Genomic DNA, 24,085 nt, shown 5'->3' on the forward strand with positions numbered 1-24,085 from the left:
GTTATTACTTCTAAACCGTATATTTGCAACCGATTTACTAAAACTATAAGAATTATGAAAAAAATATTTTTAACAGGTGCATTATTATTAGGAATGGTTTCTATGAATGCCCAAACAAAAGAAGAATTACACACTCAAAAGGTAGAAAAGCAAGCTGTTGCTGATGCAGCACAAGCAGAAGCTAATGCTTTACAAGCGCAAATAGATGCTTTACCAGGATGGAGAAAAGGTGCTTTTGGTACTATTGGAGGAAGTATTTCTGAATTTAGCAACTGGTACTCTCAAAGTGCAGCAAACAACGCTTCTGGAAACATTGGTATAACTGTTAACGGTTTTGCTAACTTAATTGAAGAAAAGTTTTTCTGGAGAAACAATCTTAACGTAAACTTAGGATGGGTAAAATTAGATAACAAAGCTAATGACAATTTAGACGGAACTCCTTTTGAAGTAGATGATAAAGATTTTAACGCTACTACAGATGTTTTTAACATCTCTTCTTTATACGGAAGAAACATTGCTAAAAACTTAGCAGTATCTGGATTAGCAGAATACAGAACTACAATCTTAGATAACTTTAACGACCCAGGATATTTAGATGTTGGTGTTGGTTTAACTTGGACACCTATTGAAAACTTAATAGTTGTTGCACACCCATTAAACTACAACTTTGTATTTGCTAAAAATGATGCGATTTTCCAATCGTCTTTAGGAGCAAAAATAGTTGCTGACTATACACGTCAAATTGGAGCAATTAGCTTTAAGTCTAACTTCTCTACTTTCCAATCTTACGAAGATGGAGATTTATCTAACTTTACTTGGATAAACAGTTTTGGTTACAACTTATGGAAAATGATTGGTGTTGGTTTTGACTTTGGTTTAAGAAGCAACAAACAAGAAGCTGCAAGCTTCCAAGGTACTACTTTATCTGGTGCTGATAACAAATTACAATCTTACTGGTTAGTTGGTTTAAACTACCAATTATAATAGTAATTACAATACATAATAAAAAAAGCACCTTTTTAAGGTGCTTTTTTTTATGCGTTAAGGATGGAAGTGGCATCCTTTTTTGTAAACTATTTTACTGTTAACCAAGTTTAATTTTAACTGTTAGATCTATAAATAACAAGCAGGTTTACTAGTATTACAAAAAAGATATAACGGACAGCCTGACCCTTTTTAGGGTAACGCCCACATTATACTACTCTTCCTCGTCTAAGTTATCGTAATCGTAATCTGGATATAAGAAATGGTTGTAAGGGAAACGCGTCACGTGTATTTCTCTAACCTCATCATAAACACGCTTTTTAAAATCTTCTAAATTGCGTTTGTTTAAGGCAGAAATAAATAGTGCGTTATCCTCTCCTACTCTGCTCATCCATGTTTTTTTCCATTCTGCTAAAGAGTAATGTTCTCCGGTACGCTCGGCAATTAAATCCGTCTCGTCAAATGGTTTGGCCTGGTAAGCATCTATTTTATTAAACACCATTATTATTGGCTTGTCTGCACTGTCAATTTCGCCCAAAACTTTGTTTACAGACTCAATATGGTCTTCAAAATTTGGATGCGAAATATCTACAACATGCAATAATAGATCTGCTTCTCTAACCTCATCCAAGGTACTTTTAAAACTGTCTACTAATTGTGTTGGTAACTTGCGAATAAACCCTACGGTATCCGTTAATAAAAAAGGTAGATTTTGAATGACTACTTTTCTAACGGTTGTATCAAGGGTTGCAAATAATTTGTTTTCGGCAAAGACCTCAGACTTGCTAACAGTGTTCATCAAAGTAGATTTACCAACATTGGTATATCCAACTAAAGCTACTCTGACCATCTTACCACGATTACCACGTTGTACTGACATTTGCTTGTCAATAGTCTTTATCTTGTCTTTAAGCAAGGATATCCTATCACGGACAATACGTCTATCTGTTTCGATTTCTGTCTCTCCAGGTCCACGCATACCAATACCCCCTTTTTGACGCTCAAGGTGTGTCCACATCCCTCTTAGTCTTGGTAATAGGTATTGACATTGTGCTAGCTCTACCTGTGTTCTGGCATAACTAGTTTGTGCACGCTGTGCAAAAATATCCAGAATCAAATTGGTACGATCTAATACTTTTACGTTTAGGATTTTACTTATGTTACGCTCTTGAGACGACGATAACTCGTCATCAAAAATAGCAGTCCCGATGTGATTGTCTTCAATATACTGTCTTACCTCTTCCATTTTACCTGTCCCTATGTATGTTTTAGGGTTAGGCATTTCCATTTTTTGGGTGAATCGTTTTGCTACTTCACCACCTGCTGTAAAGGTCAAAAACTCAAGCTCATCAAGGTATTCCTTAGATTTCTCTTCGTTTTGTTCTTTAGTTACAACACCAATTAAAACTGCTTTTTCAAGCGATATATCTTTTTTTTCTAACATATAAATAATTATACTACAAAGTTACGCAATTGTATCCATAATAAATTCGCTATTTTTAGGCTTCTAAATTTATACTATTGAAATTTAACATCTTTAAAACAAAAACCTTACAGCACACATTTGCTTTTTATAATATAGAAAATCTATTTGATATTTATAAGGATGATTTAACGCGTGATAGAGACTTTATTCCAACCTCAGAAAAACGTTGGACTATAAAACGCTATAATAATAAGCTACGTAAAATTGGGTATGCCATTTCTAACATTGGTAAAAAGGAAACGAAAGCACATCCTGCGATTATTGGTTTGGCCGAAATAGAAAATGAAGCTGTTTTAAAAGATTTAATTAACTCCAAACATCTAAAAGAATATGCCTACCAATTTGTGCATTACAATAGTAAAGATGAACGCGGTATTGATGTCGCTTTTGTTTACGATAGCGAAAAATTTAAAGTGACCAACTCTGAGGTGTTTACGTTTAGTTTTAAAAATGAGGATGGCAGCTCTGATTATACCCGAGACATATTACTAGTGTCCGGATTGTTTTTAGGTGAATCGATTCATTTTTTAATAAACCATTGGCCATCACGACGCACGGGAGGTTATGAAACCGAACACAAAAGACTTACAGCCTCTACTAATTTACAGGCTATTATTGGTACTTTAAAAGATAATATTCCGGATGCTAGAATTGTTGTTATGGGCGATTTTAATGATAATCCAAATGATAAAAGCATAGAACTATTAATGGAAAACCAGGGATTATTTAATCCAATGGAAACTTTAATATCTATTGACAGAGGGACGACAAGTCACCACTCTGAATGGAACTTGTTTGATCAAATATTATTTACGCCTAACTTTTTTGAGAGTAAACCTAAAAGTCTTAGATATGTCAAAGCAGATATTTACGATGCGGACTTTTTAAAACAATTAGATGGCAAATATAAAGGCACGCCTTACCGTACTTATGTTGGAAAAAACTACAAAGGCGGTTATAGTGATCACTTTCCGGTGTACATGATTTTAAAGAAAAAACTAACCTAATTAAAGTTTCTGTTTTTAAGTTTTTCTTTAAACATAATAGCTGCACTAGTATACCCACCTTCTGTACCATCTACAAAATGGATGTGTTTTTCTTTACGATCTTGAATGTAACAAGACATAATAGACGCGTGTGTGGTGTGTAATCCGTAAATAATTTTATTGTTTGACTCTAAATCATCCAACAATATTTGCAACCTACTAACCTGTTTATTAGTACCAGAAATTACTGTATTAATAGACCCATCTAACATAATGGTATCAGACAATTGGCTGACTTTATACACATAACGCTTACCTGCTTTAAACAACTTAAAATAGTACTTTCCAAAAATAGTAATTAACCAATTGTTTAATAAATAGCTGGTTTTGTTTTTACCCAACTTAACATGCATTTCTTTTTTTATTTTTTCAATGGATGTGTTAAGCCTAAGTTTTAAAGCGGTAATTGGATTACGATTATTTAAGTCGCCAAAAACATAGTTAATCTCATTCATTATTGTCTCGTAAATTTCGGCTTGCTTTTTTTCGTCATTACAATTTACAAGTAAACAAATCACTTTTTTATCAGTTTGACTCGGGTAAATCTCGTCCCATCGGCATTCCATACCTTCTAAGTTAAGCGCTAATACACTAGTATCAACATGAGACGCTTTAAAATTATCTTTAATAACGTTTTCGGCATATTTTATACCATTACCTAAAACCACGGGAGTTGTAAGGTATTTGTTGTGTCTAAGCTTAGTAATCCTTAAGGTTACATTATTGTTATAAACCTTTTCTAGCTCTAAATGTCCTACTCTTAAATTAAGATTTAAAGTGTTTTTTATATGTTGACTATAATTATTTAAAGCCTCTAAAACGGGAGTTAATATAGTATTAGGTATAATAAATGTGGACCCATCACCTCCAAAAAAATAAGGGATTTCAATCTTTTTATTAACTGTTTTTATAGTATTTAAAACTGTTATTATACTACCTGTAGCACACAAATTAACATCGTTATGAAACCCGTTTGCTACTGCTGCTGTTGAGTTTTCGATATCCGTCACAACAATAGACCAATTTTTAGGCACACTAGAAAACAAGCTCTCATCCTTTAAAAGGTCTGTTAAGGGCAGACTATTTTTAGAGATCTTTTTATAAAAATTTAAATCAGATTTCATACACCAATAAGCATTAATTAAATAAACACTCAGATTTTAAAGATACGTTATTAACACAATAATCAGATGTCATTGCAAATTATATAACAACACTAAAAAATTGTGTAACTAAAAAAAATAATGTCACAATACCTTTGTTGGACATTAACTAATCACAATCTAAAATTATGAAACCCAACAAAATCCTTTTAATAATTACTACCCTTTGCATAATGCCATTAATAATTATGTCTACAAATAACGAGGTAAAAATAGTGAGTCATTTAACTCCAATAAATACTACAAAAACTACTAACAACACAGACAAAACCACTTCTATTAATAAAGCCTTAGGACTTACTATTAATGACACTTATTTTGATATAAAAGTAAAGGTCCCAAACTACACTGTCAACACCAATAGCAATCAAAATGTAGTAATTACCACCAAAGACACTGTATTTGTTTTAGATCAAAAAGCAACCGAAGACCTTACCAAATACACTATTAACAATTTAGCTAAAATCACTAAAATTGTTATTAAAAACTAAAAATTAGAATTTAGTATCTTTATAATATTATCTTTATTTTGTAACTTAATTATTTACTATGACATTGTTTTTTAAATTCGATTTTAATGCCATTTGCCAAATAGTTTTAGAGCAAATACTAAATGATAATAGTATTAAATATAAGTCTGTAGGTTTTGGCGAAATAGAAGTTTTAGAAAAACTATCTAAAGAAAAACAAGACCAGCTGCAAAATGCTTTAGCAAATTATCAAATTGATATTGTTGAGAATCAAAAAAGTATTTTGGTTCAGAAAATTAAAGACACTATTATTGACATGGTGTTTAATGAAGACGTTGTGGTAAACGTAAAAAGCTCTGTATATTTAGCCGAAACTTTAGAACATAGCTATGGCTATCTTAGCAACTTGTTTTCTGAAGTTACCTATACTTCTATTGAGAATTTTATAATTCTTCAAAAAATAGAATTCGCAAAACAATTAATTATTAAACAAGAATTCAGTTTAACTGAAATTGCTTTCAGACTTAACTATTCAAGCGTAGCGCATTTAAGCACACAGTTTAAAAACACAACGGGAATTACACCATCCGCTTTTCAGCGAATTATAGCCAAAAGAAGAGCCTTAAACCAACAAAATAAGACAGACTAATATGCAGGAAGATTATATAAACATCACGCTAGCAGATGATGACGAAGATGATAGGTTGTTTTTTACCGATGCATTTGATGACATTAAAATAACCACAAGAGTTAAAACTTTTAATGACGGTGTTTACTTAATGGACTATTTAAATAGTGATGATGCTTTGCTACCAAACGTTTTGTTTTTAGATTTAAATATGCCAAGAAAATCAGGTTTGGAATGCTTAAAAGAAATCAAGCAAAACGCTAAATTTAAAGATATTGCAATTGCAATTTACTCGACCTCAGCATCCGAAGAAGACATTGAAAACACTTTTATTCAAGGCGCAAATATTTATATTAAAAAACCAAGTGATTTTAAAACACTAAAAAAAGTATTAGCCGAAGTTGTTACCATTAACTGGCAATACCACACTAACAGCATGAATAAAGACAACTTTTTACTTCGTTTTTAAACTATGATTAAAACATTATCAAATAATATTTCCTTTTTAAGAACCATGCTTTATATAAGCGCATTGGTTATTCTTGTTGTTGGTGCCTTAACGTACAGAAGTATTACTGAGGTCACAAAATCTTCTGAGATGATTACCCATACATATAAGGTAAATGTCGAGCTAGAGCAGGTTTTGTCTTATTTAAAAGATGCCGAAACAGGGCAACGTGGCTATATAATTACTAACGACTCTGTATTTTTAGAGCCTTATATTTCCGGACGTAGTAAAATAAACAACAGTTTTGCCGAGCTTAAAGTTTTAGCAAAAGACAATACTACTTTAACCAATAGCTTAAAGGATCTAAACCTATTAATTAACAAAAGGTTATTAGCTTTTCAAACGTCTTACAGGTCTTTACCAAAAAATGATATTGATGATCCTGCTTTTATCCAAAACTTCAAGAATGGTAGAGTGTTAATGGATAGTATTAGAGATCAAATTAAGGGCGCTATTGCTATACAAAACAACCTTCTAAACCAACGAAATAACGAATATAAAAGCGACTTAATGGCAACGCCTTTATTATTGTTTTCTTTATTACTATGTTCGTTATTATTAATGTATGCTGCATACAATAGTATTTACAAAAACATCAAACAGTTAAAAGCTACTAACGAAGAATTAGAAATTTTTAAAGAATCCACAAACCAGTCAGAAATTGTAAGTAAACACGGTAGTTGGACTTGGAATGTAAAAACAAACACATTTACCTATTCTGATAATTTATATAGATTATTAGGCGAACAGCCACAATCTTTTAAACCTACCATAGAAAACTTTTTAACCTACGTACATCCAGAAGATGTGGACCAGCTAAGTAAGCAAGTAGAACAAATGAAGGAGAATGTTGAGCTACCGTACATCTATTACAGAGTGGTTCATAAAAACGGAAATATAAAACATCTAAAGGCTTATGGTAAATCTTTAGTTAATGATGAAGATGAAACCGTGTTACTTGGCACAACAGCAGATATAACTGACGAAATTATTAGCTTTAAAGTACTAGAAGAGCGTAATGCGGAGTTGGAACGAAACAACAAAGAATTGTCTTCTTTTAATTATGTTGCCAGTCATGATTTACAAGAACCACTAAGAAAAATTCAAACTTTTTTATCACGATTAGAAGATGAAGAAGTTGATAAACTGTCACCAAAAGGGATTCGTTATATAGACCGAATCAAAAATGCAGCAACTAGAATGCGTTTACTAATTGATGATTTATTACAATTTTCTAGATCAAACAAAGCCGATAAAGTTTTTGAAGACTCTAATATAAACTTGATTTTTGAAGCTGCAAAACAGGACCTAGCAGAAGTTATTTCAGCAGAAAATGCTATTATAACATCAGATGCATTTCCGTCTATGAAAGTCATCCCGTTTCAAATTCAGCAACTATTTGTTAACCTATTGGGTAACGCTATTAAATACAAAGCAGAAGGTGTAATTCCAAAAATAGAAATCACACATCAAGTTGTAGAAGCAGATAAAGAAGACGGTATTACAAAACCTAAAAATCAGTTTTATCATAAACTAGTATTTACAGATAATGGTATTGGTTTTGATAACACATATGCCGAGCAAATATTTACACTGTTTAATAGACTACATAACAAAGACGAATATTCTGGAACCGGAATTGGTCTATCTATATGCAAAAAAATTGTAGAAAACCATAAAGGGTATATCACCGCAAAGGGAGAACCTAATAAAGGTGCAACCTTTACCGTTTTCCTCCCAATTGACTAAATTATTTTATTTTAATATATCTAAAGCCTTACATCTCGTAAGGCTTTTTTTATGCATAAAATGTAACGCTATATTGAAATCATATAACCTTATACTAAAATGATGTAACAGCAAACCTCTTGTTATAACGCAACTTTGCATTGTATTTAATACGGAATGTAACACACAAGATGCTAATTCTGTAAACAATATCAAAAATGATGTAACAGCAAACAAACAAGTCGGTTGCATCTTTGTACCAACAATAATTAACAAGTAATAAAAAAATGAAATATCTGAAAAATAGAAGATTTACAGTTGTTCTCTTCTTTACAGTATTACTAATTGCTTTAAGTTTTAATTCTTGTGACGAATTTATTAAAAGTAAAAGCCAACAGAATAAAGAAACAGAGCAAACACAACAAACAATAGCAACTAATAAAAACGAAGCAAAACTATTATTAATGTTATCAAAGGATAATCAAGATGTTATCCACTTAAGTAAAAAATTACAACATGTAGTCACTAAGGATAGCGCAGTAGCATTAATAAAAAAGATAGAAGAAACGCACATTGAAATAGCTGAAGCATTTAATACAGTAGCCACTAACAAACTAATATCAATACCAAATTACTCAGAAATATCACCTAGTAATATTGTATTAGATAGTAGCCAAGAAAACAAAATAAAAGCATTACAAAAATTGAAAGCTATAATAGATAATCAGCTCTTTCTTTTAGACAAGCTATCAAAAACAACAAATAGCAAAACGTTTAAAAAACTGATTGTTAAAGCAGATTCAAAAATTAACGACAGCTTAACCAGAACAAAAAATATAATTAACACCCTTAACACTAACAGTTAACAACAATTAAAACATCTAACTATGAAAACAGCAATTATTACATTAGGACTTATCGCTTCAAGTACTTTATTCGCAAACGCAGCAGAACTTGATTTACTAGATCAACAACTATTAACAGATACTAGCATAACATTACCAATTAATACACCTATTGAGCCAGAGGATGATGCCGAAACGCAAATTTATCAATGGTCTATAAAAACAACCACAGGTGTTTTTACAGGAACTGCAGACAATTTAAAGGATGCCAACAAACAAATAGCAATGGTCTCTAAAACAGCAACAATACTTCAAAAAGACATTACTAGTATAAATCTAAGTAAAGCTAAAAGTACAGAGCAAGTTTATACTTGGGGAGTTGTAACAGATCGCGGTTATGCAACAGGTGTAGCAACAAGTGCAGATCAAGCAGAAAAAATGGTAAAACTTATGGGTAATACAGAGGTCCCTAAGTCTAAAATTATCGAATCTTTTAAACAAAAAAAATAAACTATTAATCTAAAAAACATAACATCATGAGAGGACTACTTTATATCATCGCAGTAATACTAGTAATTGGTTGGGCATTAGGCTTTTTTGTCTACAGTGCAAGTGGATTAATTCACATATTATTAGTCATAGCAGTAATTGCCATTTTATTAAGACTTATTGGAGGAAAAGGAGTCTAACAAGACGACTTAACTAAAACAAAACATTAAAAACATAACACTAAAACAAAAACAAATGAAAACATTAATATTCTCAGTACTAGCCCTTACACTTACAGCATTTACAGTAAACGCTCAAGACATATCTAAAAACGCTTTAGGTTTAAGACTAGGAGACAATGATGGTCTTGGAGCAGAAATCTCATACCAAAGACACCTAAATGATAACAACAGATTAGAGTTTGACTTAGGTTGGAGAGACTCAGATAACTTAGACGTTTTTAAACTAGTTGGTTTATACCAATGGGTAATGCCAATAGACGACAGTTTTAACTGGTACGTTGGTGCTGGAGCCGGATTTGGATCTTACGATAACGGGAATAACGATGGGACGTTTGCATTAGTAGCAGGAGACATTGGTATCGAATATAATTTTGATATTCCCTTACAATTATCATTAGACTTTAGACCAGAATTAGGATTTGATGATGATTATAGTGACGATGTAGATTTTGATATAGCCTTAGGGATACGCTATAGATTCTAAAAACAAATTATTATTAACACAACAAAAACTCAAAACCATGAAAATCACAAAAGACAATAAAGAACTAGTAAACACTTTACAAGATTTATTACAAAAAAATTACGATGCAGAAGCTGGATACAAACAGGTCATGCAAAAAACAGAAAACCAGCCATTAAAAAACTGGATGCAACAAAAAGCGTTACAACGTAACACATTTGCAACTGAGTTGGACTTTCAAATTAGAAAACATAACGCAGAACCAAAAGCGTCTGGAACTTTAACTGGAGATTTACATAGAGGATGGATTAATGTAAAATCTACATTAACGTCAGATACCGATGAAGCCTTATTAGAAGAGTGTATCAGAGGTGAAAAAGCAAGTTTAACCGAATACGAAGAAAAGCTAGAACGTTTTAATGAAGATTCTGAAATCAAAACAATTATTCAAACTCAGTTAACCACAGTAAGATCGGCATTAAACACCGTAAAAAAACTGGAAGACATCATAGGATAAACTAACCTTAAAAACCAAAAATCATGAAAAAGTTAATATATACATTCCTGACACTATCTGTTTTAAGCACCTCATTTGTGGCGTGTAGAGAGCAAACTAAAAAGGAAGAGGTAATGGAAGAGATGAAAGACGATGGTGCTGAGATAAAAATTAAAGACAACAAAGTCAAAATGGAAACCGAAACTAAAAAGGTGAAAATTACTGACGATGAAATCAAAATTAAAGACAAATCTTAAACCATACAAAATGAAAAAAGCACCATATGCATTTGTAGTCTTATTTTATTTAGCAATAACATTATCTGGATGCAGAGAAGAAACAACAGGAGAAAAAGTAGAAGACGCAGTAGAAAGTGTAAAGGATGACGTTGAAGACGCAGTAGATTAAATTTACACTACATTGTCAAACTAAAAAGGCTCGCGTAAGTGAGCCTTTTTTTGAATAATACTAAGAGCAATATGACACTAAAAAAAAAGAAAAACAGAGGGATTAAAAAGAAAAGGTATTTGATACCTTTAGCTTTAATAGTGGTATTAATTGCTTTTAGACTTTATTTACCAATACTAGTTAAAGACAATGTAAACAAAGTACTAGCCGATATACCTGGTTATTATGGACAAGTAGAAGATATTGATATTTCGTTAATAAGAGGCGCTTATGTTATTAATGGTATGTACTTAAATAAAGTCAATGCCAAAACACAGATTCCTTTTTTAAAATTTCCAAAAACAGATATATCAATAGAATGGAAATCGTTATTAAAAGGACACGTTGTTAGTGAAATACTAATGACTGATCCTGAAATAATCTACGTACAAGAAGATCAAGAAACAGCAAGTACAGCGCCTGATGTTGACGATTGGACTAAAGCGTTAACAGACTTAGTCCCGATAGACATTAACCATTTAGACATCAAAAATGGTAAACTAGCCTATGTACAATTAAATACGGATCCAAATATCGATTTACAATTTAATACTATCTCGTTACAAGCCGACAACTTAAGAAATGTAAAAGAAAATGAGTTAATCTTACCATCTCCAATTACAGCAACAGCCCTGTCCATTGGAGGAGGAAAAGTAACACTTAATGGTAACGTCAATATTATTAAAGAAATACCAGACATGGATGTGTCCTTTGCATTGGAAGATGCAGATGTAACAAGTTTAAATCCATTTACAAGACACTATAGCGGTATTGATTTTGAGTCTGGTACATTTGGGCTTTATAGTGAAATTGCAATAGCGGACGGTTATTTTAAAGGTTACATGAAACCACTTTTAAAAGACTCCAAACTAATAGGTAAAGACGATGGTGTCCTTGGTGTTATTTGGGAAGGTTTTGTGGGCTTTTTCAAATTTATATTAAAAAATCAAAGTACAGATACTATTGCTACTAAAATACCAATGGAAGGCGATTTAAATAATATCCAATCTGGTGTACTAACTACTATAGGAGGTATATTTAAAAATGGATGGATCAGTGCATTTAAAGGAGAAATTGATGATGATATAGAGTTTAAAGATGCATTTACAGACAAAGAACTTACCAGAAAAGAAAAAAGAGCGCTGAGAAAAGAAGAAAGAGAAGCGAAAAAAAATAAAGACTAGAAAAAGAAAATTACAATAAAAAAAGGAGGCTATTTAGCCTCCTTTTTTGTGTCAAATTATTATAAACCACTACTTCCCTAGCAACAACAATTCATTACAAAGTACTTCAGTTGTATAACGTTTCATACCGTCTTTATCTTCCCAACTTCTTGTGGTTAACTTTCCATCTATAGCCACTTCTTTTCCTTTGATAACATATTTTTCTATAATGTCTGCGGTTTTTCCCCACGCAACAATTTGATGCCATTGCGTATCTGTAATTTTCTCGCCTTTTGCATTTTTATAACTTTCGTTTGTGGCTAATGTAAATCTTGCTAACTTTTTACCAGATTCTAAATTAATAATTTCAGGATCTTGTCCAAGGTTTCCAATTAACTGTACTTTGTTTCTTAACGTATTCATAAGATAAGGTTTTAATAGTATTGAATTTCATTAGTTCCATTCAACACTGCAAAGATGATTTAGTAACCAAATATTAATCGGTAGTTACGCATTTAATGTCGGTTGTAAACGTTTGTTGTCGTTTGTAAACGGAAATTACGTATCTTTCCTTTTCAATTTAACTGTTTATGGCACAATTATTTACACCATTATCTTCTATCACTCAGGAGCTAGAGTATATTTTGAATTGGTAATTGAGAAAACAAAATTCAACTATAAAAAATAAGCATGAGTATTTACATAGAAACAGAACGGTTACTACTTCGCGAGTTTGAAGACCAAGATGTTGATGGGCTGTTTGCATTAGATTCCGATCCACTAGTACATAAATATTTAGGTAACAAACCCGTAACCAATAAAGACCAATGTTTAGAATACATTGCCACATGTAAGCAAAAATATAAAGCACATGGCATTTGTAGATTAGCACTTATAGAAAAAAAGTCGGGCGATTTTATTGGTTGGTCTGGCTTAAGACTTATTGACGATTACACGTTTAACAATCGCACTAATTTTTACGACGTTGGTTACCGACTTATACCCAAATATTGGAATAAAGGGTATGCCACAGAGTCTGGAAAAGCTGCTGTTAATTTTGGCTTTGAAACACTGAAGTTAGATACTATTTTCGGTTTAACCGAAATAAAAAATGAAGCGTCACACAATGCCCTGTTAAAAATAGGCCTAGATTATATTGAAGATTTTTATTATCCCGAAGACGCTATACAATTACGTTGGTACGCCATTAAAAACCCTAATTTATAAACAATCATGAATAAAGCTTGTCCCGAATGTGGAGATAAAATAGTTGGTCGGATAGATAAAAAATTCTGTAGTGACGGTTGCAGAAATGCACATAACAATAAAGTTAACAAGGATGGTAAAAACTTAATCCGTAACATTAATAATCGTTTACGTAAAAATTGGCGCATTTTAGAAAGCCTAAATCCTGAGCAAAAAACAAAAACCACCAAAACTAAATTAGTAGCCAAAGGTTTCGATTTTAATTACTTTACAAGTATTTACACCACAAAAGCTGGTACTATTTACTACTTTGTTTATGACCAAGGCTACTTACCTTTAGACAACGATTTTTATGCACTTGTAAAACGCCAATAATACTATGAAAAAACTACTTCTTTTACTGCTAGTTTTCAACTTTAGCTGTAATAAAAACAATAACGTAGCACCCACATCTAATCTTGATGTAACTAAAAATCAAGTTGTAGCAAACGTAACTCCAATTCCGCTTGACGGAAAAAAAGCAACATATCTATATCATTTTGCATACAATTGTTTGGATCAAGAATATCCTAACAAACTAAATCAGGTTTTAGGAGATGGCACATATTTAAAAACACCACAGCAGTTACACCCTGCTTTTTATGGCTGTTTTGATTGGCACAGTTCTGTACATGGACATTGGACTTTGGTTAATATTTTAAAAGATTTTCCTGATTTTGAATCTAGAGATGTTGTTTTAGCTAAGCTGAAAGCAACCTTAACAGAAACAAATGTTTTGAAGGAAATAGACTATTTTGATGACCAATACAACAAAACATTTGAACGAACTTATGGTTGGGCTTGGCTACTTAAATTAGCCGAAAGCCTAAAAGAATGGGACACGCCGGAAGGCCAACAACTATCAAAAAACCTAGCCCCTTTAACAGCACTTATTGAGGAAAAATGCATCGCTTTTTTTAATAAATTAAATTATCCAATCCGTGTTGGAGAACATCCAAATACCGCTTTTGGGATGAGTTTTGCATTGGATTATGCTAAAAAATACAGTCCAAAATTAGAACAGGTAATTATTGACAAAGCCAAAGTATTTTATTTAAAAGATGAAGGTTGCCCGATAACTTGGGAGCCTGGAGGTTTTGATTTTTTATCACCTTGCCTACAGGAAGCCTCACTTATGGCTAAAGTATTACCAAAAACAGAGTACATCAAATGGCTGGATGCGTTTTTACCTGATTTTAGACACAATCCATCACAATTTATAAACACTGTAGAAGTGGTTGATAAAACGGATGGTAAAATGGCACATTTGGATGGTTTAAATTTTAGTCGCGCTTGGTGTTTGTATGAAATGGGCTTGATATTAGACAACCAAAATATGATGGCCTTAGCTAATACCCATTTTAATGCTAGCTATAATAAAATGGATTCTGGTGAATATGCTGGTGCGCATTGGTTAGCATCTTTTGCATTGTATGCTTTAAAATCTGGAACGCAAGAATTGTAACTAATTATTCCTTTTTTATACTAATAGTATAGCAACCACAAACCAGCTTTTTAAATGTCAACCACTATTATTGTTTTACTTGTAACTTTTGCTATTGCAATTATTATTTTATTAATCTATTATTTTAGTGCCAAAACAACCATTTTAAGACGATTAAAAAAAGTGTCTTTTAGCAGAATTGGTAGTCTACAAAATAACCGTTTTGCTAAAATAGAAGGTACTGCACTTAACATTGGAGATCCTTTAATAGCACCATTAAGCAAACGTAAATGCGTGTTTTATAAAATTAAAATTGAGAGAAAAGAAAGTAATGGTAAAAGCGCACATTGGAAAACAATAGTTAACGAAAAAAGAATTCAAGATTTTTTTGTTGAGCAAACAGGAGAGCGTCTTATTATTTTCCCGATGCAAGACCCAAAAAACTATTATGATTATTTAGATACGGATAAAACAGTAAGCTCTGGTACGTTTAAAGATCCAACCCCTGAATTTAAAGCACTTTTAGAAGCATATAATATTAAAACAGAATCTGTCTTTGGTTTTAATAAACAACTACGCTATACTGAAGCTATCGTAGAAGTTGGAGAACGCATAACTGTAGCGGGTCATGTCAAATGGATAAAACTAGACAATCCTGTAAAAGATTACAACTACTCAAGTATAGCATCCCTTACGGCTACAACCAATGAGAAAATTTTAATTACGGATACACCCGAAGCATTGCGACCAAAACATGGTCGTGCGTAACACTATTTCCAGTTATGTCCTTTTAATTGCATAGCTGCTTTTAATATATCCTTTTGGCTAATTTGTCCTACTAATTTTCCGTCTTCTACTATTGGAAAACGTCTGCGTTTAGATTCTAAAAAACGATTAGCAGCATCAAAGACATTAAGATTTCCGTCTATTGTTTCTACATTTTTTGCCATATGTTGCTCCACGCTATTATTTTGTGTCGGCATATTATAATATCTACTTTCACTAATTTGTTTAATACAATCACCTTCAGAGATAATACCAATTAATTCGTTTTTTTCATTAACCACTGGACCTCCAGAAATCTTGTATTTAATCAATGTATCTATTACTTCTTCTACGCTTTGTGTTGCTTTAAAAGTTATTAAATCTCTTGTCATGTAATCACTAACCTTTAAGGATTGATTACTTTCTGCTTGGTGTTGTCCTTTTCTAGGACCTTCAAAACTTTTAATTCCCATACCTGTTATTTTTTATTTTACTTAAAGTTACTGATTTTAAAGCATTTAACCTAAACCATTAACACACGCAATATTTTACTACTTTTATATCAACTAATTAACTATCCTTAAAATGTTAAAAAAAGCGCTTGCTATACTTATAATTATTCTTGCTGTTTACGCCAGTTTTGATGCTTTATTACCTAATAAAATTTCGGATTTAGAAACCCCTTTAAATCAATTTTCTACAGAACGTGCTTTAATTCAATTAGCCGAAATCTCTAAAAAACCACATTATACTGGTAGCGAGGAGCACACTAAGGTGAGAAACTATATTGTTTCAGAATTAGAAAAATTAGGATTAGAGCCCCAACTTCAAGAAGGTTACACTATAAGTAAATGGGGTAATTTAGCAAAACCAATAAACATACTTGCAAGAATAAAAGGAACTGCAAATACTAAAGCATTAATGTTATTAACGCATTACGATAGTAATCCACATAGTGCCATTGGTGCTAGTGACGCTGGTTCTGGAGTGGTAACAATTTTAGAAGGTTTACGTGCTTTTTTAGCAGATGGAAAACAGCCCAAAAATGATATTATAATTGGTATTACGGATGCTGAAGAATTAGGTTTAAATGGTGCCGATTTATTTGTTAACCAACACCACTGGGCAAAAGACATTGGTTTAGTTTTAAATTTTGAAGCTAGAGGAAGCGGTGGACCCAGTTACATGCTGATAGAAACTAATGGTGGAAATGCCAATTTAATGAAACAATTTGTAGCTGCACACCCTAAATTTCCTGTCGCAAACTCATTAGCTTACAGCATATACAAAATGTTGCCAAATGATACCGACTTAACTGTTTTTAGACGTGATGGAAATATAGAAGGTTTCAACTTTGCTTTTATTGATGATCATTTTGATTATCATACAAAAATGGATAATTACGAGCGTTTAGACAGAAACACCTTGGAACATCAAGGCAGTTACATCATGCCTTTATTACATCATTTTAGCCAAGCAAATTTAGACCAAGTTAAAAGTACAGAAGACTATATTTACTTTAATGTTCCATTTTTTAACACTGTAATCTACCCTTTTAGTTGGATTATTCCAATGCTAATATTGGCTATTGTACTTTTTATAGGATTAATTATTTACGGTTTCAGAAACCATAAACTTCAACTTAAAGTTATCAAAACAGGATTTAATTCCTTTCTGTTAAGTTTAATCACTAGTGGAATAATTGGTTATTTTGGATGGTCATTACTACTACTTATATATCCTGAGTATAAAGAATTACTTCATGGTTTTACTTACAACGGTCACACCTATATTTGGTTTTTTGTTTTAATAACACTGGCGATAAGTTTTATGTTTTATCGTAATACATATAAAGTAAACAACACTGCTAGTTTATTGGTTGCTCCTTTAACATTGTGGCTTATAATTTGTACTGCAATTGCATTAAAATTGGAAGGTGCCAGCTTTTTTATTATTCCGGTATACTTTAGTTTAGCCGCCTTTTTTGTTTTACTTAAACAAAAACAACCTAATAGTTTCCTTTTAACAATATTGTGCATCCCAACGTTATTTATACTTGCGCCTTTTGTAAAAATGTTTCCCGTTGGTTTAGGACTAAAAATGCTAGTGGCTAGTGCAGTATTAGTCGTGTTAATCTTTGGATTATGCCTACCCATTTTTGGACAATTAAAACATAAAAAAAGATGGAGTTATATGTTCTTTTTCTTCGGAATAGTTGCCTTTTTCATGGCACATTTTAATTCCGCATTTACACCCGACACACCAAAACCAAATAGCCTAGTCTACACACTAGATTTAGACAATAACACCGCACTTTGGGCAACTTATGACAAAACACTAGATAGTTATACTGAAAACTTTTTAGGTAGCACACCAAAAGAAGCCTCTGAGTTAAATAAAAATACTTTTGGCAGTAAATATGCGTCAGGTTACACTTATGCTTCTAACGCTCCTGTAAAGGCTATTCCGCCACCTAAAATAGAAATCAGTAATGATACTATAATTAACAACACCCGCTTTTTTAATATTTGCGTTATGCCACAACGCGATGTTAAGCGTATGGAGCTGTTTTCAGATTCTACCAATCTATTTAAATCTTTTAAAATTAATGGTGTGGAAGCTTACCGTGCTAAAGGGGACTCATTAGTCTTTCAAAACAGGAAGCGCAATAGATTTTTTAGTTTTTATGTTGAAAAAGGTCAGATGTTGGACATGCAAATTAGCGTTCCTAAAAATCAAAAAACGGAGCTACAATTTTTTGAAGCCTCTTTTGACTTGTTAGAAAACGATCATTTTAGTATACCTCCAAGAAGTCCAAATATGATTCCTAAGCCGTTTGTTTTAAATGACGCAGTGTTAGTAAAAAAGACAATTACCATAGAATAATAACAACTCATTAATTAATAACCCTTTAAGACAAAACATGAAATATTTTCATAGTTTTGACGCAATTAAAATTATAACAATGAAAAAGATACTTTACTTAGCAGTTTTTGGTTTCTGTTTAGGAGCAAATGCACAATCTAATGACGCATTAACAAAGCACTACGAAGCTTATTACAAACAAATGAAAGCCCAAGGTGATGTTCAGGGTTTGATAAATGCAATTACACATCTAAATGTGCTAAAACCATCCGAAGCAAGAAAAGATACCTTAGCTTATATTTATTTAAAAGAAGGGAAATTTAACCAAGCTTTAAACACTATTGGTACAGAACAAAAATCTACGGATTCTGAAATGGCGTTAGAAGTAAAAGCAGTAGCGTTAAAATCTTTAGGCAATATGGAAGGTTCTATACCTTTTTTTAAAGCTATTTATGACAAAAATAAAAATGCACAGGTAGCTTATGAGTTGGCAGAGCTTAATTTAAATCTGAATAAACTTACTGAAGCTAAAAAATATATAGACTTAGGATTAACAAATGTAAAAGATAATCAGGGTAAAAGTTTTTACGAAACACAACAACCATATAAAGTGTCATTAAAATCTGCTTTTTATTATCTTGATGCTTTAGTACAATTTAACCAAAACAAAGAGGCCAACAAATCAGCTGCTTTATTACTATTAGATAAAGCATTAGCTATTGAGCCACAATTTAACATGGCTTTAATTGCTAAAAACGCATTATCACCACAAACCCAATCAACAGAAACTAAAGAATAATTTAGTTTGTATTACAAATAAAAAAGCCTTCCAAATTGGAAGGCTTTTTTAATATATAAAACTGAGATTTATTTTACTATAATAAATTCACTTCTTCTATTTAATTGATGTTCTGACTCACTACACTTAACACCATCACTACATTTGTTACGTAGTTGTGTTTCTCCATAACCTTGCCCTGTTAATCTAGCTCTGCTAATACCTCCTACAGTCACTAAATATTCAATTGTAGACTTAGCTCTTCTGTCTGATAAATCAATATTATATTGATCGGTGTTACGGCTATCTGTATGAGATCTTACATCTATATTTACATTAGGATACACATACATAAAGTCAATTACCTTACGTAACTCAACCTCTGCATCTTTAGTAATAAAAGATTTGTCTAAATCAAAGTATATAATATTTATTCCTAACAATGGTGCGATATCTGTTCCTAACGGAGCAGGTAATTCGTCTTGTTTTTTCATAAATAATGTACGCTCAATAGATCCCGTTCTGTTTGGTGTATTAAACACTTTTTCTGCAGTAGAATACGTTTCTTTTGTAGATCTTATAGAATACCCTTTTGAACAATCTAAGGTAAAATCGAAACTACCATCTGTTCTAGACGTTTTTTCGTTTATTACTTTATTGTTTTCATCTAATAAATAAACTGTTGCATTTCCGATAGGCTGATCGTTTTCTTTATTTAATACGACTCCGTTTATAGCTTGCTCACATCTTGAAATAATTGGCTTATACATTTTGAAGCTATAAATATCATCAAAACCTTTACCGCCTTCTCTATTAGAAGCAAAATAACCTAAAGCTGTGTCACTGTTAATTATGAATGTAAAGTCATCATCGGGACCATTAATTGGTCTTCCTAAATTAAATACATCTCCAATTTTATCATCATTTAATTCTGAAACAAAAACATCCAATCCACCTAAACCAACATGTCCGTCTGAGGCAAAGTAGATCTTGTTGTCTTCACTAATAAATGGAAACGTTTCTCTTCCTTCTGTATTAATTTTATCTCCAAGATTTTTAATCTCTCCAAAAACACTATCTTTTATTGCTACTTTGTATAAATCAGAAAGTCCTTTTGTTCCTGGCATATCACTAGCAAAATATAATGTCTTTTCGTCTGGACTTAACGCTGGATGTGCAACTGAATACTCATCACTATTAAAAGGTAATTCTTCAACATCCCAATTTGTATTTCCGGTATCGATTCTTGTTCCTCTGTATAGTTTTAATCTGTTTGTACCGTCTTCATCTTCCTTATAGTCTTTATCCGTATAGTTGTTTCTAGTAAAGTACATTGTTAAACCGTCCTTTGAAAAAGCTGCAGTAGACTCATGGTAAATAGAATTTACAGTACTACTAAACTTAGAGCTACTAGTTTTTAAAACACCTGTGCTATTTAACTTATACAAATCTAAAAAGGGTTGTTCGTTCCAATCATGTACTCTTTTTGTTGCACTTCTTTGTTCTCTGTTAGAAGAATAAATTAAACTCCCTTGATAAAATGCAGGAGCAAAATCAGATAATTCTGAATTAAAATCTACATTAATAAGTTCAAAACGTCCGGATTGCATTTCTATTTCTTCTAAATAGTTTCTTTCATTTACAAACAAATTTGCACGGTAATCTTCTCCTTTTGTTTGGTAGAATTTTTCCATTGCATTATCAGAAGCTAAATATCTTTTATCACTTTTTAAAGACAATGCAAAACGATATATATATTCTGAAGGAATACTATCTGAAGATTGCATTAATTCTCCATACCATTTTGCTGCGTTTGTATAATCTGCATTAAAATAATAGGAATCTCCTAAGTTTTTTAATAGCTCAACCGATTTATTCCCTTTGTTAGAGGCTCTTAAATAAGATTGTCTTGCTTCTATATAGGCTAGATTTTCAAATTCCTTATTACCTTCTTTTACAGCCTTCTTTTCTTGAGCCGATAAAACATTTATTGAAAGAAAAAATAAGCTAATATAAATTGTAATTATTTTTTTCATGTTGATTAGTTTTTGGGATTAGAAAAATCTTGGCGAGATCATACGGTTATTTCTTTTAAATAATTCAAACCTTAGAAATATTTCATAAGAACCATCATTAAATTGCTTTAACTCTGTAGTCTCTCTATCATAAGCAACACCTAACATGATTTGATCTGATACTTGAAAACCAGCCATAGCACTTAAAGCAGCACTCCAACGATAAGCCAAACCTAATGTTAACTTTTCTTTGATTAAAAAGTTACCCGATAAATCAACTTGAAGTGGCGCACCGTCCACAACCTTAACTAAGGCAGAAGGCTTAAACTTTAAATCTGTATTAAGATCAAATGTTCTACCTGCCATAAGATAAAAATTGATTCTTTCTTTAGCAGTTGCAAATGAATTATTGTTTGCTGCATTTTGGTCAAAGTGTTCTGTCTCTAAAATGTTTGGAGCACTTAAACCTAAATAGAATTTATCTGTGTAATAATAAAGACCTAAACCAAATTGAGGAGAAAATTTATTATCAACATTAATTTCTGTATTAGCATCTCCTGGATTAAAAGCACCAGTATTTAACCTATTAGTATCAATGTTAAGTAAATGAGCACCGGCTTTAATACCTAACGCCAATTTAGCATCATTAGCTAAGTCAAGCGTATAACTAAAAGATAAATCGATGTATGTTTCGCTAGTAATAAATATCTCATCTTGAGTGACGTTAAGACCTAAACCTACTTTTTCTCCTACAGGTGAATGTAATGAAGCTGTAAACGTGTCTGGAGCACCGTCTAAACCTACCCATTGGGTCCTGTATAAACCAACAAAACTTAATACATCTCTAGAACCCGCATACGCTGGGTTAACACTAAGCGTGTTGTACATGTATTGAGTGTATTGAGCATCTTGTTGCGCATAACTTTGGTTAGAATAAAATCCTAAACCCATTAAGGCTAAAATAACTATGCAGTAATTTTTCATGTTTTTTATATGTTTAAACCAGTAACGCTTTCGAGTTACTGGTATTTGATAATTTAGTTTCTGTTTATATATAATGGTCCAGCTTTCTCTACAGAGTTACCGCTTTCGTTAACATAAGTTAATACGTAGTAGTAAGTACCTACAGGTAGCTTGTCATCTTTTTTAACTGTAACTCTACCTTCAGAAGTACCTCTAAAGAAATTATTACCTTGACCATAACCATCTACATCATATACTTTAACACCCCAACGGTTATAGATTTTTAATGTATTCTCTGGGTATTGTTGTATACCACTTATTACAAACACATCATTATTTCCGTCTCCATCTGGTGTCATAATATCAAAGACAATTAAACCATCTGGTGCATCCGTATCTCCATTATCAGCTTCCTCATAATCAGGGATTCCATTGTTATCATTATCTGCAATTTCATCTCCGTTTAATGTAGAATCTCCATCACAATCTAAAAGTAACCAATCATCACTAACACCTTCAACAGTTTGTGTTTCATAATCAATTACTTGACTAGTAAACTCATAATCACAAGGATCTAAAGGATCTGTTCCATCGATAATCTCAATTTCATTAGATACTCCATCACCATCACAATCACCATTGTTAAATTCATCAGAACCTACAATCGTTTGACTTGCAACTACAAAGTCACATACGTCTGTTGGATCCGTACCGTCAGCAATTTCTTGACCGTTAGTTACACCATCACCATCACAATCTAAATCTGCAAAGGTATCCCTTATTGTTACTGTTTGACTTGTGTAAACAAAGTCACAAGCATCTTGAGGGTCTGTACCGTCATTTAACTCATCTCCGTTTGTTACACCATCACCATCACAATCCTCATCATACCATTCTGTTGTAGGCACTACATCTTGGTTTGTCAAGTTAAAATCACATGAATCATTAGGATTAGTGCCATCTTCCATTTCTTGGCCATTAGTTACACCATCTCCATCACAATCTAAATCATCATAATTCATAGTGATAATTGCTGGATTCTGGCTATCTGAATCAAAATCGCATGGATCTTGTGAATCGGTTCCATCTAACAATTCCTGTCCGTTTACAACACCATCACCGTCACAATCAATTGCGCCCCATGCTTCTGAAGTTGTTTCAGTCTGACTTACTATTAAGAAGTCACAAGGATCCATTAAATCTGTCCCATCAGCAACTTCTTGCCCGTTAGTCACACCATCTCCATCACAATCAGCAGCCATAAAGATTCCTGATGTTGTCAATGTTTGACTATCTATAATAAAATCACATGGGTCAATTGGGTCAGTCCCATCTAATACTTCTGTACCATTTGCTACTCCATCTCCATCACAATCTTCCATAAAGATAGAATTTAAAGGTTCTTCAGCAAAAAGCGCAACTAAATCTACAGTTCCATCGATTACGTCATCACAAGTAACAACTACCTCTATAGATACTGTAGCAACATTTGATGGATTACCATCATTATCATCTACAGTATAACCTACAGGAGTAGGGCTTGAAACAAAACCAGATTCTGGAATAAATGTTATCTCACCAGTAATTGGGTTGACTTGCCATTCGCCTTCTCCAGGTAAAGTATACCCTACTACATCTCCATCCGCATCTATAACAATATTAATAGATCCCGATGGTAGTACTAAACTTACAGCAGTTGAATCTATTGATCCATCTGTGTCAGTATCGTTACCAAGTACATCTACACTAACCGTATCGCCAGGGGTATTACCTAAACTAATATCATCTACTGCCACTGGAAATACAACACTATAGTCTACACTTACGGTTGCTGAAGATGAAGTATTTCCAT

Annotated in this window: 27 protein-coding genes; 20 read left to right on the forward strand and 7 right to left on the reverse strand. The window is 32.4% G+C overall.

The window, feature by feature from the left end; genetic code table 11:
* Positions 1–54: 54 nt before the first annotated feature.
* Positions 55–984: a DUF3078 domain-containing protein gene (locus tag CXF54_RS11360; protein ID WP_101203633.1), complete on the forward strand. Its 930-nt coding sequence runs from the start codon at positions 55–57 to the stop codon at positions 982–984.
* A 214-nt stretch (positions 985–1,198) separates the two neighbouring features.
* Here CXF54_RS11360 and hflX read toward each other — a convergent pair whose 3' ends face one another.
* Positions 1,199–2,428, reverse strand: a complete 1,230-nt coding sequence (gene hflX / locus CXF54_RS11365; RefSeq protein WP_101203634.1) for a GTPase HflX — start codon at positions 2,426–2,428, stop codon at positions 1,199–1,201.
* 77 nt (positions 2,429–2,505) lie between these two features.
* Here hflX and CXF54_RS11370 point away from each other — a divergent pair, with 77 nt between their 5' ends.
* Positions 2,506–3,477 (forward strand): endonuclease, encoded by a 972-nt coding sequence (locus CXF54_RS11370; protein ID WP_101203635.1) that lies wholly within the window; start codon positions 2,506–2,508, stop codon positions 3,475–3,477.
* On the opposite strand, the gene CXF54_RS11375 is transcribed toward CXF54_RS11370, so the two are convergent.
* Positions 3,474–4,640 carry a DUF3095 domain-containing protein gene (locus tag CXF54_RS11375; protein ID WP_101203636.1) on the reverse strand — a complete coding sequence of 389 codons (1,167 nt, stop codon included), beginning with the start codon at positions 4,638–4,640 and terminating at the stop codon, positions 3,474–3,476. The genes CXF54_RS11370 and CXF54_RS11375 overlap by 4 nt on opposite strands.
* 167 nt (positions 4,641–4,807) lie before the next feature.
* Here CXF54_RS11375 and CXF54_RS11380 point away from each other — a divergent pair, with 167 nt between their 5' ends.
* From CXF54_RS11380 to CXF54_RS11430, 12 genes are all read left to right on the forward strand, one after another.
* A complete protein-coding gene (locus tag CXF54_RS11380; RefSeq protein ID WP_157823439.1) occupies positions 4,808–5,170 on the forward strand; it encodes a hypothetical protein in 363 nt (120 codons plus the stop codon).
* Between the two features lie 58 nt (positions 5,171–5,228).
* Positions 5,229–5,798: a helix-turn-helix domain-containing protein gene (locus CXF54_RS11385; protein WP_101203638.1), complete on the forward strand. Its 570-nt coding sequence runs from the start codon at positions 5,229–5,231 to the stop codon at positions 5,796–5,798.
* Between the two features lies 1 nt (position 5,799).
* Positions 5,800–6,246, forward strand: coding sequence for a response regulator (locus CXF54_RS11390; protein WP_101203639.1), 447 nt, complete (start codon positions 5,800–5,802; stop codon positions 6,244–6,246).
* A gap of 3 nt (positions 6,247–6,249) precedes the next feature.
* Positions 6,250–8,034 (forward strand): CHASE3 domain-containing protein, encoded by a 1,785-nt coding sequence (locus tag CXF54_RS11395; RefSeq protein ID WP_101203640.1) that lies wholly within the window; start codon positions 6,250–6,252, stop codon positions 8,032–8,034.
* A gap of 266 nt (positions 8,035–8,300) precedes the next feature.
* Positions 8,301–8,879, forward strand: a complete 579-nt coding sequence (locus tag CXF54_RS11400; RefSeq protein ID WP_090841762.1) for a hypothetical protein — start codon at positions 8,301–8,303, stop codon at positions 8,877–8,879.
* 21 nt (positions 8,880–8,900) lie between these two features.
* Positions 8,901–9,368, forward strand: coding sequence for a hypothetical protein (locus CXF54_RS11405; protein WP_101203641.1), 468 nt, complete (start codon positions 8,901–8,903; stop codon positions 9,366–9,368).
* Between the two features lie 26 nt (positions 9,369–9,394).
* On the forward strand, positions 9,395–9,547 hold the full coding sequence (locus CXF54_RS15715) for a lmo0937 family membrane protein (RefSeq protein ID WP_116823882.1): 153 nt from the start codon (positions 9,395–9,397) through the stop codon (positions 9,545–9,547).
* Positions 9,548–9,602: 55 nt separating this feature from the next.
* Complete coding sequence (locus CXF54_RS11410) at positions 9,603–10,073, forward strand: outer membrane beta-barrel protein (RefSeq protein ID WP_101203642.1); 471 nt, start codon at positions 9,603–9,605, stop codon at positions 10,071–10,073.
* 37 nt (positions 10,074–10,110) lie between these two features.
* A complete protein-coding gene (locus CXF54_RS11415; RefSeq protein WP_090841768.1) occupies positions 10,111–10,569 on the forward strand; it encodes a ferritin-like domain-containing protein in 459 nt (152 codons plus the stop codon).
* A gap of 23 nt (positions 10,570–10,592) precedes the next feature.
* Positions 10,593–10,805, forward strand: coding sequence for a hypothetical protein (locus CXF54_RS11420; RefSeq protein ID WP_101203643.1), 213 nt, complete (start codon positions 10,593–10,595; stop codon positions 10,803–10,805).
* Between the two features lie 10 nt (positions 10,806–10,815).
* The gene (locus CXF54_RS15815) at positions 10,816–10,956 is read left to right on the forward strand and encodes a hypothetical protein (protein ID WP_198551061.1); all 141 of its coding nucleotides are present in this window, start codon (positions 10,816–10,818) and stop codon (positions 10,954–10,956) included.
* A gap of 71 nt (positions 10,957–11,027) precedes the next feature.
* Positions 11,028–12,179, forward strand: coding sequence for a DUF748 domain-containing protein (locus CXF54_RS11430; protein WP_101203645.1), 1,152 nt, complete (start codon positions 11,028–11,030; stop codon positions 12,177–12,179).
* 69 nt (positions 12,180–12,248) lie between these two features.
* Here CXF54_RS11430 and CXF54_RS11435 read toward each other — a convergent pair whose 3' ends face one another.
* Complete coding sequence (locus CXF54_RS11435; RefSeq protein WP_090841774.1) at positions 12,249–12,581, reverse strand: single-stranded DNA-binding protein; 333 nt, start codon at positions 12,579–12,581, stop codon at positions 12,249–12,251.
* 267 nt (positions 12,582–12,848) lie between these two features.
* Between CXF54_RS11435 and CXF54_RS11440 the strand changes: the two genes are divergently transcribed.
* Genes CXF54_RS11440 through CXF54_RS11455 form a run of 4 tightly spaced genes read left to right on the forward strand, consistent with a single transcriptional unit; the run spans position 12,849 to position 15,615 of the window.
* Positions 12,849–13,385, forward strand: a complete 537-nt coding sequence (locus CXF54_RS11440) for a GNAT family N-acetyltransferase (RefSeq protein ID WP_101203646.1) — start codon at positions 12,849–12,851, stop codon at positions 13,383–13,385.
* Between the two features lie 6 nt (positions 13,386–13,391).
* Positions 13,392–13,739 (forward strand): hypothetical protein, encoded by a 348-nt coding sequence (locus CXF54_RS11445; protein ID WP_101203647.1) that lies wholly within the window; start codon positions 13,392–13,394, stop codon positions 13,737–13,739.
* Between the two features lie 4 nt (positions 13,740–13,743).
* Positions 13,744–14,868, forward strand: a complete 1,125-nt coding sequence (locus CXF54_RS11450; protein WP_101203648.1) for a DUF2891 domain-containing protein — start codon at positions 13,744–13,746, stop codon at positions 14,866–14,868.
* A 54-nt stretch (positions 14,869–14,922) separates the two neighbouring features.
* Positions 14,923–15,615: a hypothetical protein gene (locus tag CXF54_RS11455; protein WP_101203649.1), complete on the forward strand. Its 693-nt coding sequence runs from the start codon at positions 14,923–14,925 to the stop codon at positions 15,613–15,615.
* 2 nt (positions 15,616–15,617) lie between these two features.
* On the opposite strand, the gene CXF54_RS11460 is transcribed toward CXF54_RS11455, so the two are convergent.
* Entirely contained in the window at positions 15,618–16,085 is a 468-nt protein-coding gene (locus CXF54_RS11460) for a CBS domain-containing protein (RefSeq protein ID WP_101203650.1), read from the reverse strand.
* 112 nt (positions 16,086–16,197) lie between these two features.
* Between CXF54_RS11460 and CXF54_RS11465 the strand changes: the two genes are divergently transcribed.
* Both CXF54_RS11465 and CXF54_RS11470 read left to right on the forward strand, forming a co-directional pair.
* Positions 16,198–18,498, forward strand: a complete 2,301-nt coding sequence (locus tag CXF54_RS11465) for a M28 family peptidase (protein WP_101203651.1) — start codon at positions 16,198–16,200, stop codon at positions 18,496–18,498.
* A 79-nt stretch (positions 18,499–18,577) separates the two neighbouring features.
* The gene (locus tag CXF54_RS11470) at positions 18,578–19,276 is read left to right on the forward strand and encodes a hypothetical protein (RefSeq protein WP_101203655.1); all 699 of its coding nucleotides are present in this window, start codon (positions 18,578–18,580) and stop codon (positions 19,274–19,276) included.
* A 68-nt stretch (positions 19,277–19,344) separates the two neighbouring features.
* On the opposite strand, the gene CXF54_RS11475 is transcribed toward CXF54_RS11470, so the two are convergent.
* From CXF54_RS11475 to CXF54_RS11485, 3 genes are all read right to left on the reverse strand, one after another.
* Positions 19,345–21,291 (reverse strand): OmpA family protein, encoded by a 1,947-nt coding sequence (locus tag CXF54_RS11475; protein WP_101203652.1) that lies wholly within the window; start codon positions 21,289–21,291, stop codon positions 19,345–19,347.
* Between the two features lie 18 nt (positions 21,292–21,309).
* Positions 21,310–22,254 (reverse strand): type IX secretion system membrane protein PorP/SprF, encoded by a 945-nt coding sequence (locus CXF54_RS11480; protein WP_090841791.1) that lies wholly within the window; start codon positions 22,252–22,254, stop codon positions 21,310–21,312.
* A gap of 53 nt (positions 22,255–22,307) precedes the next feature.
* Positions 22,308–24,085: gliding motility-associated C-terminal domain-containing protein (locus tag CXF54_RS11485; protein WP_101203653.1), on the reverse strand; the 1,778-nt coding region annotated here is incomplete at its 5' end.

This window comes from Olleya sp. 1-3 (genome assembly GCF_002836085.1).
Classification (GTDB): domain Bacteria; phylum Bacteroidota; class Bacteroidia; order Flavobacteriales; family Flavobacteriaceae; genus Olleya; species Olleya namhaensis.

Bases quoted from the DNA above. Each gene is read 5' to 3' on its own strand.
- CXF54_RS11360 (WP_101203633.1), top strand. From the start codon at position 55: ATGAAAAAAATATTTTTAACAGGTGCATTATTATTAGGAATGGTTTCT.
- hflX (WP_101203634.1), bottom strand. From the start codon at position 2,428: ATGTTAGAAAAAAAAGATATATCGCTTGAAAAAGCAGTTTTAATTGGT.
- CXF54_RS11375 (WP_101203636.1), bottom strand. From the start codon at position 4,640: ATGAAATCTGATTTAAATTTTTATAAAAAGATCTCTAAAAATAGTCTG.
- CXF54_RS11380 (WP_157823439.1), top strand. From the start codon at position 4,808: ATGAAACCCAACAAAATCCTTTTAATAATTACTACCCTTTGCATAATG.
- CXF54_RS11385 (WP_101203638.1), top strand. From the start codon at position 5,229: ATGACATTGTTTTTTAAATTCGATTTTAATGCCATTTGCCAAATAGTT.
- CXF54_RS11390 (WP_101203639.1), top strand. From the start codon at position 5,800: ATGCAGGAAGATTATATAAACATCACGCTAGCAGATGATGACGAAGAT.
- CXF54_RS11395 (WP_101203640.1), top strand. From the start codon at position 6,250: ATGATTAAAACATTATCAAATAATATTTCCTTTTTAAGAACCATGCTT.
- CXF54_RS11400 (WP_090841762.1), top strand. From the start codon at position 8,301: ATGAAATATCTGAAAAATAGAAGATTTACAGTTGTTCTCTTCTTTACA.
- CXF54_RS11405 (WP_101203641.1), top strand. From the start codon at position 8,901: ATGAAAACAGCAATTATTACATTAGGACTTATCGCTTCAAGTACTTTA.
- CXF54_RS15715 (WP_116823882.1), top strand. From the start codon at position 9,395: ATGAGAGGACTACTTTATATCATCGCAGTAATACTAGTAATTGGTTGG.
- CXF54_RS11410 (WP_101203642.1), top strand. From the start codon at position 9,603: ATGAAAACATTAATATTCTCAGTACTAGCCCTTACACTTACAGCATTT.
- CXF54_RS11415 (WP_090841768.1), top strand. From the start codon at position 10,111: ATGAAAATCACAAAAGACAATAAAGAACTAGTAAACACTTTACAAGAT.
- CXF54_RS11420 (WP_101203643.1), top strand. From the start codon at position 10,593: ATGAAAAAGTTAATATATACATTCCTGACACTATCTGTTTTAAGCACC.
- CXF54_RS15815 (WP_198551061.1), top strand. From the start codon at position 10,816: ATGAAAAAAGCACCATATGCATTTGTAGTCTTATTTTATTTAGCAATA.
- CXF54_RS11430 (WP_101203645.1), top strand. From the start codon at position 11,028: ATGACACTAAAAAAAAAGAAAAACAGAGGGATTAAAAAGAAAAGGTAT.
- CXF54_RS11435 (WP_090841774.1), bottom strand. From the start codon at position 12,581: ATGAATACGTTAAGAAACAAAGTACAGTTAATTGGAAACCTTGGACAA.
- CXF54_RS11440 (WP_101203646.1), top strand. From the start codon at position 12,849: ATGAGTATTTACATAGAAACAGAACGGTTACTACTTCGCGAGTTTGAA.
- CXF54_RS11445 (WP_101203647.1), top strand. From the start codon at position 13,392: ATGAATAAAGCTTGTCCCGAATGTGGAGATAAAATAGTTGGTCGGATA.
- CXF54_RS11450 (WP_101203648.1), top strand. From the start codon at position 13,744: ATGAAAAAACTACTTCTTTTACTGCTAGTTTTCAACTTTAGCTGTAAT.
- CXF54_RS11455 (WP_101203649.1), top strand. From the start codon at position 14,923: ATGTCAACCACTATTATTGTTTTACTTGTAACTTTTGCTATTGCAATT.
- CXF54_RS11460 (WP_101203650.1), bottom strand. From the start codon at position 16,085: ATGGGAATTAAAAGTTTTGAAGGTCCTAGAAAAGGACAACACCAAGCA.
- CXF54_RS11465 (WP_101203651.1), top strand. From the start codon at position 16,198: ATGTTAAAAAAAGCGCTTGCTATACTTATAATTATTCTTGCTGTTTAC.
- CXF54_RS11470 (WP_101203655.1), top strand. From the start codon at position 18,578: ATGAAAAAGATACTTTACTTAGCAGTTTTTGGTTTCTGTTTAGGAGCA.
- CXF54_RS11475 (WP_101203652.1), bottom strand. From the start codon at position 21,291: ATGAAAAAAATAATTACAATTTATATTAGCTTATTTTTTCTTTCAATA.
- CXF54_RS11480 (WP_090841791.1), bottom strand. From the start codon at position 22,254: ATGAAAAATTACTGCATAGTTATTTTAGCCTTAATGGGTTTAGGATTT.